Here is a 14,731-nt window from a genome sequence, read left to right on the forward strand (position 1 = left end):
CTCTCGTGGTAAAGATGCTTCGACTTCGCTCAGCATGACGTTCTTTTTACTTCCTCACTTCCTCACTTCATCACTTCCTCACTTCATCACCTCATCACCAAAATCACGCTTCGCTTTCCATAATCAGCTGGCGGCGGTAGCGGACGAGGATGGCCGATTTGAGGATAAAGCCCAGGTAGCGGCCATCTTCCTCGCACACGGGCAGGGCCCAGGCGCCGTGGCGGTCGAGCAGGTCGAGGGTATGCTCCAGGTCGTCGTCGGGACCCACGATGGCGGGGGCGGGCTGCATCAGGTCGCGCACCCGGATGGTGGAGTAGTTGGCGTCGTCAAATAGCGAGTCGCGCACCTGGTTGAGCGACACCACACCCAGCAGGCGCCCCCCGGCGGCCACCACCGGAAACAGGTTGCGGGAGGCGTGGCGGAACACGTCGACCAGCTCGCCCAGCGTGGTGTTGGGGCGCACGGAAATGAAGTCGGTTTGCAGCAGCTGCCGCGGGTCGAGCTTGGCCAGCAGGCCTTTGTCGCGGTTGGCGTACACGTCGACTCCCTTTTGAGTGAGCTTGCGGGTGTACACCGAGTAGGGCTCAAAGTACTTGGTAATGAGGTAGGAGCTGCTGCTCACCACCATCAGGGGCACAAACAGGGCGTAGCCGCCGGTGATTTCGGCAATGAGGAAGATGGCCGTGAGTGGGGCGTGAATGACGCCGGCCAGGGTGCCGGCCATGCCCAGCACCACGAAGTGAACTTCCTGAATGTGCATCACTCCGCTCATGTTGATGAGGCGGGCAAAGAAAAAGCCGGCCAGCGCACCCGAAAACAGCGAGGAGCCGAACATGCCCCCGTTGCCGCCCGCGCCCACGGTAATGCTGGTGGCCACCACCTTCAGCAGCATGCTGAAAACGACCAGCGCCAGTAGCAGCAGGGGGTTGTCGTCCTGGTACACCGAGAAGATACTGCCGTCGGTAAGGCGCTCGGCCTTGCCCTTGAGCAGCAGCTCGACGGTGGTGTAGCCTTCGCCGTAGAGGGTGGGAAACAGGAAGATAAGGCCGCCGAGCATGAGCCCGCCCACCACCACCTTGCGCCAGTCGAGGCCCGGCCAGCGCTCAAAAAACTTCTCGGCCCAATGGTACACGCGAATCATGTACACCGAGAAAAAGGCGGTGAACAGGCCCATGAGCAGGTAGAAGGGCACGGCATCGACAGGCCAGCTGTTGGTGATGAGCACGAAGGGCTGCCCGGCGTACAGGGCCTTGGATACCACCGTGGCCGTGGCCGAGGAAATGAGCAGCGGAATAAAGTACTGGGCCGGCAGCTCCAGCAGAATGGCTTCCACGGCAAACAGCACGCCCGCGATGGGCGAGTTGAAGATGGCCGCCATGCCCGCCGCCGCCCCGCAGCCCGTAAGCAGGCGCCGCCGCCGCCGGTCCACGTGCAGCACCCGGCCCAGGTTGGAGCCCAGGGCCGCGCCCGTGACAGTAATCGGGGCCTCGGTACCGGCCGAGCCGCCGAAGCTGACGGTGAGAAAGGCCGTAATCATCTGGGAGTACAGCTTGGAGCGGGGCACGATGCTGCCTTCGCGGGCTGTGTTGTAGATGATGGGGCCCACGCCCCGGCCCAGGTTGCCGCCCAGCAGGTATTTGGTTACCAGTACGGTAAGCGTAATGCCCACAATGGGGTAGAGCGACAGGGCAAACACCCGGTACTGCTCGGCTACACCGGCCTGCAGTAAATCGGCCTGCCAGCGGATACAGGTTTTCAGCAGCACGGCTGCCAGGCCAGCAAACCCGCCTACCAGGATGCTGAGCACAAGCATGTACATCCGCTCGTTCACGTGGCGGGCCCGCCACACCAACAGCGGGCGCAACAAGCGGTGAACGGCGTTTTTTTGCATGGGTGCAGAAGAAAGGTTAGCTCACTAAGGTCAACGTAGCAACGGGTTTCTTGTTGCTGGTTCAGGGATTTCTGGCTGCTTGTTTCTGGTTTCTGGTTGTTGTTCAAACCAGCAGCTAGAAACCTGAAGCAAGCAACCAGGCCGGTCCTACAGCTCCATGATGTCTTCGTTCCAGAGCACGGGCTCGGCTTCGATGAACTCGTTCATCATGTCGACGCACTCCTGCAGGTCGAGGTCAATAACCTCCACGCCGTGGCTTTCCATGAACTCGCGGGCTCCGTCGAAGGTGCGCGACTCGCCCACAATCACCTTGGGAATCTTGAACTGCACAATGGTGCCGGCGCACATGTAGCAGGGCATCAGCGTGGAGTAGATGACGGTGTCGCGGTAGCTGCGCTGCCGGCCGGCGTTGTTGAGGCAGTCCATCTCGCCGTGCTTGATGGGGTTGAGCTCCTGCACGCGCTTGTTGTGGCCCTTGGCCACGATTTCGCCGTTGCGCACCAGCACCGAGCCGATGGGAATGCCCCCTTCTGAGCGCCCCAGGCGGGCTTCGTCAATGGCGGCTTGCATGAATTGGTCCATAGTTTTTAAGCTGTTAGCTAATAGCTGATGGCTGTTAGCTTTTTTTGGTGGAAATGAAACAGTTGTATGTCGTAACTAAAGTGCTGGGCTCGCGGAGCGTGTCACTGCGAGCGGAACGCAGTAGAGCGCGGCAATCCGTCATCTCTAAGCGCTACGCTTATGCTGATGTAGTAATTGAAAAGGCGGTTGCACGTTGGGTAAAAGGCTCATCACATTATTAAGCTGGTCGCACAGAGAGGACGGATTGCTTCGGCTTACCTCGCAATGACACGTCTGGTTTACCGTGCACAAATCCCCCGGTAGGGGCAGTACTCACACTTCGTGAAATCGTCGGTTTTCCGAATCGGCTCGGCTGGGTCGAGCATTTTGAGTACAATTCTAGTCACCAATTCCTCGGAAACCTGTACGAAATCCTGGCCGCCTTCGGTGAGGAAGCTTAAATCGGCGGAAAGCAGGCCTTCATCGATGTTGCGCAGGGAGAGGATGGCCGTATCGGCGGTGTCCCGCTTGGCCGTATGCGAGAGCATGAGGCGGTAGAGCCAGAGCTGCCGCACCTTGTCCACGGAAGAGGTGGACTCGTTTACGAGCCGCTCGATGGCATCGGCGGGGCTGAGCTTGTCGCGGTAGCCGCGCAGCTGCAGGTCGCTGCGCTTCACCAGGCCCGACTTGTAGTCGACCACCCGCAGGCGGCCGTCGGGCAGCTCGTCGATGCGGTCGGCAAAGCCGGAGAGACGCACGGCCAGGCGACCGGGGCGGCCGGGCTCGTCCACGAAGACGGTGGCCACCAGCTCTTTTTCCAGGCCAAACAGGCGCAGGGGCAGCAGGCCGGGCTGCTGGGGCAGGCTTTCCAGGAAGCGCACCACCAGGCGGGTGGCCACCTGCCCGTACACGTGGTTGAGGCCTTCGTCGGCCCGCTCGTGCTTGTCCGATTCGGCCTGGCGCAGGGAGCGGCGCACTTCTTCGGGAGCCTGGCGAATCAGCTCGGGAATGTCGTCGGCAGTGACCGGGCGGCCATCCAGGGCAAAGGCGCCCAGCAGGTTTTCCAGGGCCTCGTGCACCATGGTGCCGAAAGTGTTGGCTTCCAGGGTTTCTTCCACCGCTTCGTTTTCGTGGAAGCGGGCCACTTTGGAGAAGTAGAAGCGCAGGGAGCAGGCCAGGAAGTCGTTGAGGCGGGAAGGGGAGATGTTGCGCTCCAGCACCCCGCGCAGGGCGGCCAGCATTTCGGCATCTTTTTCCAGCACCAGGTCGCCTTCGTATTTGTCAGTTGTCAGTTGTTGGTTGTCAGTTGTCAGGATTGTTCTGGTATCTGCCTTATCAGAACGACCTGACAACTGACAACTGTCAACTGACAACTCCATTGCCACCACCGTCAAATCTTCCAGCGTCAAATACGGATTCTGAGGCAGCAGGTCGTTTTCGAGCTGCAGCAGGAAGCGGCTGCGCTCGCCGCTTTTCATGCCCTCGGCGCCGGGCAGCACGTGCACCAAATCCACGCGGCCGGCACGTTGGAGCAGGCGCCAGAAGTTATAGGCCGTGCCGGCCTCGGCGTCGGCGTAGGTGGGCAGCTTAAACTCCGTCAGGACGTCGTAGGGAAACAGGCTTTGCTGCTTTTTAGGAGCGGGCAGCACGCCCTCGTTGCAGCTCAGGATGATGAGGTGGTCGAAGTCCAGGGCGCGGGTTTCGAGCAGGCCCATTACCTGCACGTCGGCCAGGGGCTCGCCGCTGAAGGGCAGGCGGGTGCGGGCCATCTGCTCGTAGAGGAAGCGGCGGAAGGAGCGCACCGACAGGCGCTGCTCGCGGCAGTCGAAGGCCGAGTCTAGCTGCTTTATCAGGGTGTAGAACAGGTAAAGGTATTCGGCCTCGATGCCCGACTGCTTATCCGAGTACACCTGCTTGAGCAGGTCGATGAGGGTGTTGCAGGCCGCGATGATGTCGTCGCAGTTGTTCCAGGTGCGGAACAGGGCCTCGATGAGCGGGTGGTGGCGGCCCAGCTCCAGCAGCTCGGCCGCCGGCAGCAGCACGGCATTCAGGCGCACAATTTCGCGGCACACGTGGTCGAGGATGCCGTGGAACCCGGGCTGCTCGGGCTGCCGGTCGAGCCACTGCTGGTAGCGGCGCAGGAAGGGGTGGCTGAGCAGCTTGCTCACGGCCAGGTGGTGGTAGCGGGGCACGCCGTAGCCGGTTTCGGCGCTGCCCTCGCGGATGCCGGTCAGGTGCACTTCAAACAGCAAGTCCACCAGGTTGAACAGGGGCGTGCTTTGAAAGCTCAGGCCCATGGTCACGTTGAAGTCGGGCACGGCGTCGGTGGGCAGGCCGTGCAGCACGGGCAGCAGCAGGGTTTCGTCGGGCAGCACCACGGCCACGGTTTCGTCGGGGTAGCGCTGCCGGGCCTCGGCCAGCAGCTGCCCGGCCAGCTTGCCCTGCATGCTGGGGTTGGCCACGCCCAGGTAGCGCACGTGGCGGGGGCGGGCCCGCAGCCACTCCACCCCGCCGCCCATGGCTTCCAGCGGCAGGTTCCACTTGGAGAAGTAGCGGCGCAGGTGCTGCCCGGCCCGGTTGGGCGAGCCCATCTCCAGGTAAAACGGGTCGCCGTCGAAGCGCACCTCGGCCCGGCCGGCCTGGAACAGCAGGCGAATCAGCTTTTCCTCGGCCCGCGACAAGCTGCCCAGGCCCACGAACACGTGGCGGGCGGGCTCGGGCGCGGCGGGGTCGGTCAGCTGCTTTTCTACTTTCTCCACGGCCATGCGGTACGCCAGGCCGGGGTAGGCCAGCTTGTTGGCCAGCATGCGGCGCTTGAGCTCGCGGTACACCTTTTCAAGCTGGTCCCAGAAGCTGAACGAGCGGCGGGCCACTCCGTTCTCGGGCAGGGTTTCCAGGTTCCAGCGCTCCAGGGCCTTGGCCTGGCTTAGGTACTCAAACACCTTGCGGGGCTTGGCCAGGTTCTGGTCGAGGTTGGAGAAGTCGCTGAGCAGCAGCCCGGCCCAGCCCACGAACTTGTCGAAGTCGAGGCTGGTGTCGATGTTGCGCAGGATGTCGAACAAGAGCAGCTGCAGGGCAATGGGCTCTTCCACCTGCACGCCGGCCAGCTCCACCATGTAGTCTTCCATGGCCGCCACGCGGGGCGCCCACAGCGGGGCGCCGGGCGGCAAGGCCAGGGCCAGCTCGTTTTTCAGATACACCACGGCGCGGCGGGTGGGTACTACCACCACCAGGTCGGGAAGCTCGTCGGTAGGGCCGTGCCCGTAGCGCTCAATCAGCTCGCGGGCGGTTTGGGCCAGGAAGGAAACCGGGGCGGTAAGGGGAGCGGTAGTGGGCGCAGAAAGGGGAGAAGGGCTGGCGGGCATAGTGTAAAGGTACCGGGCAAAACAGGCGCTGCGGCTGGGTAGAGCAACAAAAAAACGGCCGGCAAGGTGCGTTGCCTGGGCTGTGGGCCACGCATTCGTGCGAGCAAGGGTGGCTGAGTGCGCTTACCGGAAGTCAAAAAATACGTAACTGCGAAAGCGCGGCGGTAGCCCCGTATTTTGTCGCTCTCAATTCCAGCCTATGCACTTTCGCTACACCCTGCTCTTACCCTTGCTATTGCTGGCTGCTGCCACTTTGGCACAAACCACCCCCGTTCCCACCACCCTTCCCGCCGAGCCGGCCGCGGAGGCACCCGCGCCGCTACCCCCGCCGCTGTGGCGCAAGTCGGGTAAGGCGGGGCTGGGCATCAACGAGTCGCTGCTCAGCGACAACTGGCGCGGCGGGGGCGTCAACAGCATCGGCTTCAACTCCCTGCTCAACCTGCGGGCCAACCGCCGCAGCGGGGGGCATTCCTTCGACAACGAAGCCGACTTCCTGTTTGCCTTCACCCAGACCAAGGGCCTGGGCTACCGCAAGGGGCAAGACCGGCTGTACATCGACACCAAGTACGGCTGGCACATGAGCGAGCACTGGGACATGTTCGTGTCGCTGAACCTGCTGTCGCAGTTTGCCCCCGGCTACAAGTATGATAAAGCCGCCAACGGCGATGAGCGGGCCCGGCTGGCGTCCGACTTTTTCGCCCCGGCCTTTCTCACCGCCGCCTATGGCTTTGAGTACCGGCCCGCGGACTGGTTTCATGTGCGCCTGTCACCTTTCGCGCCCCGCCTCACGGTGGTAAACCGCGCCGAGCGGTTTGTGGAGGTGCTGGGCGACACGCCCTACGGCGTAAACCTGGGCCACAGCACGCGCTGGGAAGTACTGGCCGCCCAGATTCTGGCCGAGGCCAACAAAAACCTCAGCCCCAGCGTCAACCTCAAGGCGCGCTACCTGCTGTTTGCCAACTACCGCAACCTCAACGGCCGCGAAATCGACCACCGCCTGGATGTAGGCCTGACGGCCAGGGTGGGCAAGTACGTGAACGTGTCAGTAAACGGCATCGCGCTCTATGATTTTGACCAGGACAACGCCATTCAGTACAGCCAGGGGCTGACGCTGGGCATCGCCTACGCCTTCCAGAACTTCGCAGACGAGAAAAAGTAAAGGCCCGTCGTTGAGAGGGGCCTTTACCGGGCTATTTGCCGACCGCAGCGCCTTTCCGCTCCGTCGGCGCGGCGCCGATGCCTTCGCTGGCGGGCCGTCCGTAGAGCTCGGGGTTGAGGTACTTGCCTTTGTCGGGGCCGGTTTTCTCAACCACGTCCACGATGCGGTTCTGCTGGGCGTACTTGTCGTTGCGCACGCCCGTCACCTGCCAGCTGACCTTGACGCCGGGCTTGTCGGTGCGCACCACAAACTGGTTGTTCCGGATTTCCTGGCCGACGATGGCCTGGGCAAACTGGCCGATAACGGTGAGCTGGTACTTGAAGTCCTTGTTTTCGGCCTCGAAGTAAGTCGGCAGCGACACGGTGGCGTTGCCCTGGGCATCGGTGACGACGTTGCCATTGTAGACGTTCATCATGTCGGGACTTTCCACGAAGGAGTGAATGAGGTACTTGTTCTCGGGGTCCTGGGGGTGGTCGATGCGGAAGGTGCCGGCCGATTTGCTGAGCGTGCCCACTACCTGCACGTTGCCCTGGAAGTAGCCGGCCCAGTTGGTGGTGGCGCCGGTGGCCGTGGCCCACAGGCCGTACGACGAGGAGCCCCCGCTGGCGTTGCCGTACAGCGCATAGTGCGAGCCGGCCGTTCCACTGGCCTGGGCCGAAACAGCGTAGGAGGCGGAGTTGTAGGAAGTGGCCTGCGCTTCGGCCCGTACCCCCATATACCCGCCTTCAAAGTAGCCGCCGTAGCCATAGCCGGGGTTGTTCACGGCCCGGCCAAAGACGCCGCGGGTGTCGAAGTTGCCTACGTAGGTATTTTCGGCCGACACGCCCCGTTCCACCGCTTCGGTGGCCACTATATGGAGGCGGTGCGTGGGCGCCGTGAGGCCGATGCCGACGCGGACGGCATTGGCGCCGGTGCCGCCCAGCACCAGGGCATTGTCGGCATTCACCTTGGCCTGGTAACCGATGGCCGTGGCGTTGCTGCGCTGGGTGGCAGAAGACAAGTCGGCGCCGTAACCTACAAAGGTGTTGTTGGCACCGCTGGAAACGAAGCCGCCAGAATAGGCGCCTACGCTGGTATTGTTATTGGCTGCCGCGTTGTTGAGGCCGTTCAGGGCCAGGCGGCCGACGGCTGTCACGTTGCTGGCCCCGGGATTTGATTGGCCCGCGGCCCCGCCGAGCAGGGTGTTGCCATTGCCGCTGCCCAGGGCGGCACCCGCCGTGTAGCCCACCGCCAGATTGAAGGCGCCCGAGTTGGTTTCGCTGGCCAGGCTGCCCGTGCCGACGAAGGCATTGGTGTTAGAGCCTGTGCCGTAAAACAGGGCCGGGGTGTTGCCCAGGTACAGCCGGCTGCCGTTGATGTTGCCATTAACGTCGAGCTGGTGGCTAGGTAGTACGTTGTTGATGCCCACGCGGCCGTCGGCTTCGATGCGGATACGCTCGGTGTTGCTGGTAAACAGGCGCAGGTCGGAGAGGAAGGTGGTGCCGTCGCCGCGGTAGTAGCCATCCATGCCCGAGAGGCGGAAGAAGTTCTCGTTGCCATTAATCAGGCCGCTGAAGCCGAAGGTGCCCATTACGTCGCCCGCTTGCAGGCCCAGGGGCGCGGCGCGGGTGCCGCGGTAGCGGCGGATGCCGATGGCGGGGCTGGCCGCGGCGCTGTAGGAGCGCAGCAGCACGTCGTCGGTGCCGCCCCCGCCCAGGTCGTCGCTCACAATGTCGAGCCGGGTACCGGGCGTGGGCGTCCCCAACCCCAGAAAGCCAGACTGGGTCAGGGTCATCAGGCGGTTGTCGATGGTGGAATTGTCGTTATAGGTAGCCCACTGAAACTGCCGGTTGGCCACAGTGGGAACTCCGAAAGTGAGGGTGTTGGGCTCCATGAACAGACCCCAGCGCCCCAGGCCCGCGTAGTTGCCCGACGTGAAGGGGTTCCAGCCCCGGGTGATGATGGGCCGGTCCTGGGCGTCGAGGATAATGCCCTGGTTGGTGTTGGCGGCGATGGCGCCCTGCACGTGCAGGCGGTGAGCCGGGTACAGGCCCAGGCCCATGCGCCCGGCCGAGTCGAGCAGCACCTGCGCGGCGCCGCTGGTTTTCAGCCACAGCTCGGAGGCCGCCGTCAGGCCATTGCCTTTGTAAAAGGAGTACATGCCCGCTGAGGTAAAGCCCAGCCAGTTGTTGTTGGCGCGGCCGGTAAAGCCGATTTCCCCCATGAAGTCGTCGCGCAGCAGGTTGCTGGGGGCAGCGGCGGTGCCATGAGCGGCGCCCAGCGACAGGCCCGGCGCCACGCTGGGGCCGTAAGAGCGCAGTACAATATCATCGGCGCCGCCATTGCCACCGCCGTCGTTGACGACTTCGAAGTGGGAGGAGGGCGTTTTTGTTCCAATGCCCACCCGGTTCTGGGTCAGGCGCATTACCTCAATGGAGTCTTGGCGCGCGGCATAGCCCGCGCCGTTGACGTAGAAAGCCAACCCACCGGTGTAAGTGCCCGTTGCCTGGTCGGTCGAGCGTATCATGCCCGGCCGCCACTCGCCGCCGGAGCCGGGCGGGTCGCTCCAGAATTCCACTGCTGCCGGCCCGTAGCCGCCGCCGGTGTTAGAGTTCTGAATGCGGATTTTGGTAACCGGGCCGGTGCCATACACGTGCAGCTGCTGCTGCGGATTGCTCAGCCCGATGCCCACGCGGCCGTTGCCGCGAATGCGCATCAGCTCGGCGCCGTCGCCGTTTTTGCCGCCCGCCCAGAATACGTGGCTGGAGTTGGGAATGTCGATGTGGTAGTTGAGCTGGGAGCCGCTCACGCCAAAGCCGTAGTGGCTAACCGTGCTGCCGCCGTCCCAGAGCGTGATTTTGGACTCTACGTCGTTGGGAGAGATGCTAAGCCGGTTGAGGGGGCCAGTGGTGCCAATGCCCACGTTGCCCTGGCTGCGGAAGATGCTGGTGTTGTTCTGCAGCCAGAGCTGGTCGGTCCACTGGGCGGTACCGTTGGCTTGCTGTACCAGTATCTGGCCGGCGGTGCCGCCGGTGGCCGGCAGGGTGTAGGAGGCCGCCGCTGTCTGCGTCAGCCGCAGAATGGGAATGCGGGTAGGAAGGGGGGTAACGACTCCCCCGCTGGTGAGGGCACAGCCGGGCGTGACGTTGCCCGTGTCGGCAAAGCCCAGCGCCCCATTGTAGAGCACAGTGAAGTTAGAAGTCTGGTCATGCGCCGAACCCACGCTGTTGTCGTAGCACGTTTCCAGGTACAGGTTGCTGCTGCCGTCCCATACAAAGGGCGTGCTCAACGTAATGGCATTCCAGCCGGGCACAGTGTTGTAGGTGCCGGTATACACGGTGGTAAGGCCGCTGGGAAAGCTGCTCACGCTGCTGGCGGTGGTGAGGCCCAGCTTCACGGTGAAGTTAAGGTATGGCGCAGTGCTGCTTTTAGTGCGCACGAAGAGCTCGAGCATGGTAATGGGCCCGGCCGTTACGCCCGCCGCCAGCAGGCTGCTCGCCTGGTACAGGTAAACTGCACGGCCATCGGGCACGGCGCCCGAAAAGGGCAGTGCGCTGCTCGTGCCCCCCGAAAAGTTGCCTACCGTGCCCCCGGTGGGCCCCGCCACGGGACCGGGCCCCACCTGCAGGCCCGTCACCGGGTCGTAGCTCACGCCCTGGGAGTCGGTGAGGCGCACCCAGTTCACGGCGGGCGAAGGCGCTACGCCCGTGCCGCCGGCATTGTACCAGAAGCCGGGCTGGCTGCCGTTGGTCTGGTACACAATCAGGCCCGGGGCCGGCGTAGCCATGCTGGTGCGGGCTGCCTCGGCAAGGCGGGGCAGCAGGGCACCTTTGTCGGTAGCTACTACATCAAGGGCGGCGCTGGCGTCGGGGGCGGTGGTGCCTACGCCCACGCTCTGGGCCCTGAGCTGGGCAAGCGGCAGCCCAAGTAAGAAAAGCAGGAAAAGAAGTAAGTTTTGTTGCATAGCAGAAGCAGTTATGAAGTGATGACATTCCTAAGAATATCCTGCTTCAAATGTAATCTTTGCTAGAACAAATTGAAAAAAATGTGTATCACATGATAATGTGATAACCCGCGGGTGATGCGTTGCAGATGCATCTGGGCACTGCTGGCAGGGAATAAGCCATTGCCTTAGCCAGCGGTCAGTTAATAGCAAAACGAGCCTGCCGGGAGGGCAGGCTCGTTGCATCGGGCGGGTCAGCCAGGGTAGCGCAGTGAGTCGAGCTGTCCCATTATCCGGTTTACTTTATCGCATAAGCCAGTAGTGGTTTGGCCATTCTTACGCGGGACAGGTGCTTCACTGCGGTCGGCGTGAACGCCTATTTGCTGATGGCTTTACGCTCTAAGCGCATATATCCGCTCTATTATCTCCACCACCTTCATGCCTTCCAGGGCATTGGTGGTAGCATAGCTACGTTGCTGAACAGTGTCTACCACGTTCTCAATGACTTGCACATGGTTAGCTGCCGAACCCTGATAGGGGCCGTAGTCGTTGGCGGGGTTGGTGGGGGCCAGCGCTGGCAGGGTATAATCTTTCAGGTGGCAATACTCAACCTGGTCCAGGTACTGCCCGCCGATTTTCAGGGAGCCGTGCTCGGCTACCACCGTCAGGGAGCTTTCCAGGTTGCGGTCCCATACCGCAGTGCTGTAGCTGAGGCTGCCGCTGCCCCCGCGCAGCAGGTCGAAGGTGACCAGGCCGCTGTCTTCAAACTCGGTGAGGCCCTCGTGCGTGAAGTCGCGGAAGCGGGCCGAAATGTTGGTAATGTCGCCAAACACCCAGTAAAGGAGGTCCACAAAATGGCTGAACTGGGTGAATAGCGTGCCGCCGTCGAGTGCTTGCGTGCCTTTCCAGCCGCCGGGCTGGTAGTAGCGGGCGTCGCGGTTCCAGAAGCAGCTGAGCTGCACCAGAAAAATGCGCCCCAGGCGGCCTTCGTCCACCACCTGCTTGAGCCAGGCGGCCGGCGGGGAGTAGCGGTTCTGCATCACCCCAAACACCAGCCGCCCGGTTTGCAGGGCCGTGTGCACAATGGCTTCGGCATCGGCTTTGCGCAGGGCAATAGGCTTTTCTACTACTACGTGCAAGCCATGACGCAGCCCGGCAATGGCCTGCGGGGCGTGCAGGCCGTTGGGCGTGGCCACGGTCAGCACATCGGCCGCCGGGCCATGCTGCAGGTAGTCCTCCAGGGAGGGAAAGAAGGGTACACCGGGAAACTCCTGAGCAAATCCGTCCTGCAGCTCGGGGCGCACATCAATCAGCGCAACCAGCTGGGCGCCGGGGTGGCGCGACACCAGTGCGGCATGGCGGCGGCCAATGTGGCCCACGCCACAGATGGCGAAGCGAACGGCACTCACTAGGAAAGCAGCACACTCGCGGGAATGTGCAAGGTATGGTGGAAGAAGCGGGCCATGGCCAGGGTAAGCGGCTTCCGCCGGTTCAGCACGGCCGACACGTAGCTTTTGCTGCCAATATGGCCCACTAAGTCCTTAGGCTTCAAGCCTTGCTCAGCCATCTTGAGCTGAATGGCAGCAATGGGGTCGGGCGTTGGAATGGGGTAATGCTCATCCTCATAGGCTTTCACCAGTAACAGCGCCATTTGAATGGTTTCGCCTTCCGGGCTATCCGGGGGCACCTGCTGGTCGAATTGTGTATCCAGCCATTGCAGCAGCTGGTCGTATTGCTCTTCCGATTTGATGGGACGTAGTTTCATAAGGGACGGAACTGAACGGTGGCAACGTCGACCTGGTCGTATTCGCGGTGGGTGCCAAACCATTTCAACAGAATGGTTTTATAAGCAAACACAAATCGCACCACCAACCGATAATTATTGCCCATGATGTTGAACACCACCCGGTCGTCGCCAATCAGGCTGGCAGATGCATAAACTGCCTTTAATTGGTTGAAATTGGCAAACTCCTGGTACAGCATTTCGGCGTACCATTGCTGCAGGGCCACCGCGGCAGCCGGATACTGGCGGCAGTAAGCCAGCAATGTGCGCCGGTTGATAATGTTGAACACCGAAGTAATTGCAAAGTTCACCTATAGTGAACAAAGATAGAAGTTGTCTCGACTCTGTTTGCCTTACTGGCGGGGGTTCAACGGCTGACTTAGCCCACGCTGCCGAATGCAGGATGCCCCCATAAACTAAACACAGGCATTGGATAAGGGCAAAGCTAGGCGGTAAACTACCTGCCACTGGCAAAGCCTCACATTGAGCCAGCGGCCAATTCTGTCAAAAGGGAAACTGCACCAAGGAAAAGAATTGGCAACGAGCCCAGTACTAATGCAGCGGTGGCATTAGCTGAGGTCGGTAGCCCTTGAATGCGCTGCTTCAGATTTCTAAAATGCCAGAAGCAGAATGCCAAGCTGTAAACAAGGAAGGCCATCGAAATAGCAAAGAATAAGTAATGGCCCTCGGAATACCATTCCCGCGAGTATATGGGAAGTCGGGGTGCAAAGTAGCCGTTGTAGTATACCCGGCCACTGACGACCAGCAATATCATCACTCCCAGTAGCTGAAGGCTTAAAAACTTTCCCTCCCGGAAGTAATACCAGCTTTGCATGCGCCTTAAGTATCATGCGGAAAAACCGCCGTTAAAACTTACTGACTAAGCCAATAATGTACGCCTGCTGCTCACCCGTCAGCAGCGGGTGAATGGGCAGCGACAGCACCTGCCCGCACAGACGCTCGGCCACCGGGAACTGCCCCGCCGCATAGCCCAGGTAGGCATAGGCTGGCTGCAGGTGTACCGGCAGGGGGTAGTAAATCATGGTGGGCACGCCGCAGCGCTGCAGGTGGCTTTTAAGCTCATCGCGCCGCCCGGCCTCCGTGAGCTTAATGGTGTACTGGTGAAAAACATGGGTGCTGCGCGGGTCGCGGGCCGGAATTTCAAGGCCGGCAAGGCCCGCTAAGGCGGCGTCGTAGCGAGTGGCCACAGCCTGGCGGGCGGCGGTATTGGCGGCAAGCCTGCCCAGCTTCACCCGCAGCAGGGCCGCCTGCAGGGTATCCAGCCGGGAGTTCAAGCCGATGCGCTGGTGGTAGTACTTGCGGCTCTGGCCGTGGTTGGCCAGCTGCTGCAGGAGCGTAGCCCGCGCCGCGTCGCGGGTAAACAGGGCGCCGCCGTCGCCCAGGGCCCCCAGGTTTTTGGACGGGAAAAACGAGGTTGTGCCCACCGCGCCCGCCGTGCCGGCAGCAACCGTTTCGCCGCTGGCAAAGCGGTAGGTGGCGCCAATGGCCTGGGCGTTGTCTTCAATCAGCGGGATGCCGAGCCGGGCAGCCAGGGCCACCACCTGCTCCAGCCCCGCGCACTGCCCAAACAGGTGCACCACCACAATGGCGCCGGTACGCGGCGTAACAGCCGCTTCCAGCGCCTGCATGTCAACGGCGAACGTAGCCGGCTCCACATCCACCAGCACGGGCTGCAAGCCCAGCAGGGCCGCGGCTTCCAGGGTGGCCACGTAGGTAAAGGCCGGCACGATGACCTCGGCCCCGGCGGGCAGCTCCAGGCTCATCAGGGCCAGGGTGAGGGCGTCGGTGCCATTGGCACAGGGTATTACGTGAGCGCCACCCAGGTACTCACTCAGCTCGGCCGCAAACAGTGCCACGGCCGGGCCCTGAATGAAGGCACCCTCGCTCAGTACCCCGCGCAGGGCCTCGTCGAGGGCGGGCTGCAGGGCGGCGTGCTCGGCCACCAGGTCCAATAGCTGAATAGGAGAGGAAGGTGCCGGAAGAATAGACACGGATAAGATAAAATGCTGCAAAAGGCCAGCCTCAAAGA

The 14,731-nt window shown here is 62.3% G+C and carries 10 protein-coding genes; 1 reads left to right on the forward strand and 9 read right to left on the reverse strand.

The window, feature by feature from the left end; all coding sequences use genetic code 11:
• Positions 1-103 precede the first annotated feature (103 nt).
• The 3 genes from ABD919_RS02865 to ABD919_RS02875 all read right to left on the reverse strand — a co-directional run bounded on the left by ABD919_RS02865 (position 104) and on the right by ABD919_RS02875 (position 5,817).
• Positions 104-1,891 (reverse strand): chloride channel protein, encoded by a 1,788-nt coding sequence (locus tag ABD919_RS02865; RefSeq protein WP_345233605.1) that lies wholly within the window; start codon positions 1,889-1,891, stop codon positions 104-106.
• A 147-nt stretch (positions 1,892-2,038) separates the two neighbouring features.
• Positions 2,039-2,473, reverse strand: coding sequence for a nucleoside deaminase (locus ABD919_RS02870; RefSeq protein ID WP_345233606.1), 435 nt, complete (start codon positions 2,471-2,473; stop codon positions 2,039-2,041).
• 278 nt (positions 2,474-2,751) lie between these two features.
• The gene (locus tag ABD919_RS02875) at positions 2,752-5,817 is read right to left on the reverse strand and encodes a PD-(D/E)XK nuclease family protein (RefSeq protein WP_345233608.1); all 3,066 of its coding nucleotides are present in this window, start codon (positions 5,815-5,817) and stop codon (positions 2,752-2,754) included.
• 199 nt (positions 5,818-6,016) lie between these two features.
• Here ABD919_RS02875 and ABD919_RS02880 point away from each other — a divergent pair, with 199 nt between their 5' ends.
• Positions 6,017-6,976: a DUF3078 domain-containing protein gene (locus ABD919_RS02880; RefSeq protein WP_345233610.1), complete on the forward strand. Its 960-nt coding sequence runs from the start codon at positions 6,017-6,019 to the stop codon at positions 6,974-6,976.
• Positions 6,977-7,007: 31 nt separating this feature from the next.
• On the opposite strand, the gene ABD919_RS02885 is transcribed toward ABD919_RS02880, so the two are convergent.
• The 6 genes from ABD919_RS02885 to ABD919_RS02910 all read right to left on the reverse strand — a co-directional run bounded on the left by ABD919_RS02885 (position 7,008) and on the right by ABD919_RS02910 (position 14,693).
• Positions 7,008-10,919 carry an autotransporter outer membrane beta-barrel domain-containing protein gene (locus ABD919_RS02885; RefSeq protein ID WP_345233612.1) on the reverse strand — a complete coding sequence of 1,304 codons (3,912 nt, stop codon included), beginning with the start codon at positions 10,917-10,919 and terminating at the stop codon, positions 7,008-7,010.
• Between the two features lie 371 nt (positions 10,920-11,290).
• Positions 11,291-12,307: a Gfo/Idh/MocA family protein gene (locus ABD919_RS02890; protein WP_345233614.1), complete on the reverse strand. Its 1,017-nt coding sequence runs from the start codon at positions 12,305-12,307 to the stop codon at positions 11,291-11,293.
• Entirely contained in the window at positions 12,307-12,663 is a 357-nt protein-coding gene (locus ABD919_RS02895) for a helix-turn-helix domain-containing protein (protein WP_345233616.1), read from the reverse strand. The genes ABD919_RS02890 and ABD919_RS02895 overlap by 1 nt, the downstream gene beginning before the upstream one ends.
• The gene (locus ABD919_RS02900) at positions 12,660-12,971 is read right to left on the reverse strand and encodes a type II toxin-antitoxin system HigB family toxin (RefSeq protein WP_345234059.1); all 312 of its coding nucleotides are present in this window, start codon (positions 12,969-12,971) and stop codon (positions 12,660-12,662) included. Before ABD919_RS02900 ends, ABD919_RS02895 begins: the two co-directional genes overlap by 4 nt.
• Positions 12,972-13,159: 188 nt before the next feature.
• Complete coding sequence (locus ABD919_RS02905; RefSeq protein ID WP_345233617.1) at positions 13,160-13,516, reverse strand: hypothetical protein; 357 nt, start codon at positions 13,514-13,516, stop codon at positions 13,160-13,162.
• A gap of 31 nt (positions 13,517-13,547) precedes the next feature.
• Complete coding sequence (locus ABD919_RS02910) at positions 13,548-14,693, reverse strand: DegT/DnrJ/EryC1/StrS family aminotransferase (protein ID WP_345233619.1); 1,146 nt, start codon at positions 14,691-14,693, stop codon at positions 13,548-13,550.
• Positions 14,694-14,731: the final 38 nt, after the last annotated feature.

It is taken from the genome of Hymenobacter saemangeumensis (assembly GCF_039541835.1).
Taxonomy (GTDB): Bacteria; Bacteroidota; Bacteroidia; order Cytophagales; family Hymenobacteraceae; genus Hymenobacter; species Hymenobacter saemangeumensis.

Excerpts from the sequence above, each read along its gene's own strand:
- ABD919_RS02885 (WP_345233612.1), bottom strand. The coding sequence starts at position 10,919 with ATGCAACAAAACTTACTTCTTTTCCTGCTTTTCTTACTTGGGCTGCCG.
- ABD919_RS02865 (WP_345233605.1), bottom strand. The coding sequence starts at position 1,891 with ATGCAAAAAAACGCCGTTCACCGCTTGTTGCGCCCGCTGTTGGTGTGG.
- ABD919_RS02905 (WP_345233617.1), bottom strand. The coding sequence starts at position 13,516 with ATGCAAAGCTGGTATTACTTCCGGGAGGGAAAGTTTTTAAGCCTTCAG.
- ABD919_RS02895 (WP_345233616.1), bottom strand. The coding sequence starts at position 12,663 with ATGAAACTACGTCCCATCAAATCGGAAGAGCAATACGACCAGCTGCTG.
- ABD919_RS02870 (WP_345233606.1), bottom strand. The coding sequence starts at position 2,473 with ATGGACCAATTCATGCAAGCCGCCATTGACGAAGCCCGCCTGGGGCGC.
- ABD919_RS02880 (WP_345233610.1), top strand. The coding sequence starts at position 6,017 with ATGCACTTTCGCTACACCCTGCTCTTACCCTTGCTATTGCTGGCTGCT.
- ABD919_RS02875 (WP_345233608.1), bottom strand. The coding sequence starts at position 5,817 with ATGCCCGCCAGCCCTTCTCCCCTTTCTGCGCCCACTACCGCTCCCCTT.